General features: G+C 69.4%; 2 protein-coding genes. Both read right to left on the bottom strand.

The genetic code is table 11. From position 1 onward, the window contains the following. On the bottom strand, positions 1 to 451 hold a 451-nt coding region (gene phnN, locus G3N97_RS39000; RefSeq protein WP_205998027.1), incomplete at its 3' end, for a phosphonate metabolism protein/1,5-bisphosphokinase (PRPP-forming) PhnN. Then, positions 448 to 887, bottom strand: a 440-nt coding sequence (locus tag G3N97_RS38995) for a DUF1045 domain-containing protein (protein WP_205998026.1), incomplete at its 5' end; no start/stop codon positions are given. The genes G3N97_RS38995 and phnN, both read right to left, overlap by 4 nt.

Here is an 887-nt window from a genome sequence, read left to right as displayed (position 1 = left end):
ACCGCGCGGCGACCTGCTCGGGCGTTTCCCGCGCGCGCGAAGCGAGACGCGCGGCGAGCACGTGCGGCGCGGCCTCCACATGCACGAGCGTCATGCGCGGATAACGCGCGAGCGCCTCGGCCACGTAGGCGCGCGAGCCGTTCACGACCACCGTGCAGCCGAGCGCCAGCCACTGGTCGATTTCCACACCGATCCCGTAACGCAGCGCATGGCTGCGCCATTGCAGCGCGAACAGGCCGAGTTTCGAACGCGACTCGAATTCGGCGTCGGTCAGCGCGATGTGATTTTCGGGCCCGCCGTCCTCGCGCGTGATGTAGCGATGCGCGAACACCACGCCTTCGCTCGCGAGACGCGCGCGCGCATAGCCGAGCAGCGTGTCCTTGCCCGCGCCCGACGGGCCCATCACATAGATCAGGCGGGTGGTCGCAAGTTGTGCCGTGGGAATGGTCATGCGCGGACTCCCGGCGCGAAAGCCGCCCGCCGCCACAATGCGAACGGCGCGCCCGGACGCGGCTCCACGTAGAGCGCTACGCCGTGCACGGGCAGCGCGCCAGCGTCGTGCATCCGCGCATTCCAGGCCTGCGTGAGTTGCGCACGCGCGTCGCGGTCGTCGGGCGAATCCGGAAATGAATCGGAGAGCGTCATGTGAAAACGAAATTCGTCGAACACGTACGGATAGCCCCAGTTCTCGACGTACTCGCGCTGACGTTGCGTGAGCGGCGCGTCGAACCGTTTCGCGAGTTCGGCGGCCGTCTGCGTGGCGCGTAACGGAGCGAGCGTGCGCAGCGCATCGGCGGCGAGTTCGCGCAAGGCGTCCGCGCCGCGTTCGTCGGCGGCACGCAGCGCGACGAAGCGGCCCAGCGTGGCCGCTTCCGCCGCCACCTCGA

This window comes from Paraburkholderia sp. Ac-20347 (genome assembly GCF_017104805.1).
Lineage (GTDB): Bacteria > Pseudomonadota > Gammaproteobacteria > Burkholderiales > Burkholderiaceae > Paraburkholderia > Paraburkholderia tropica.
Note: the sequence above shows the minus strand (reverse complement) of the source record. Positions and strands in the feature narration are given on the sequence as shown.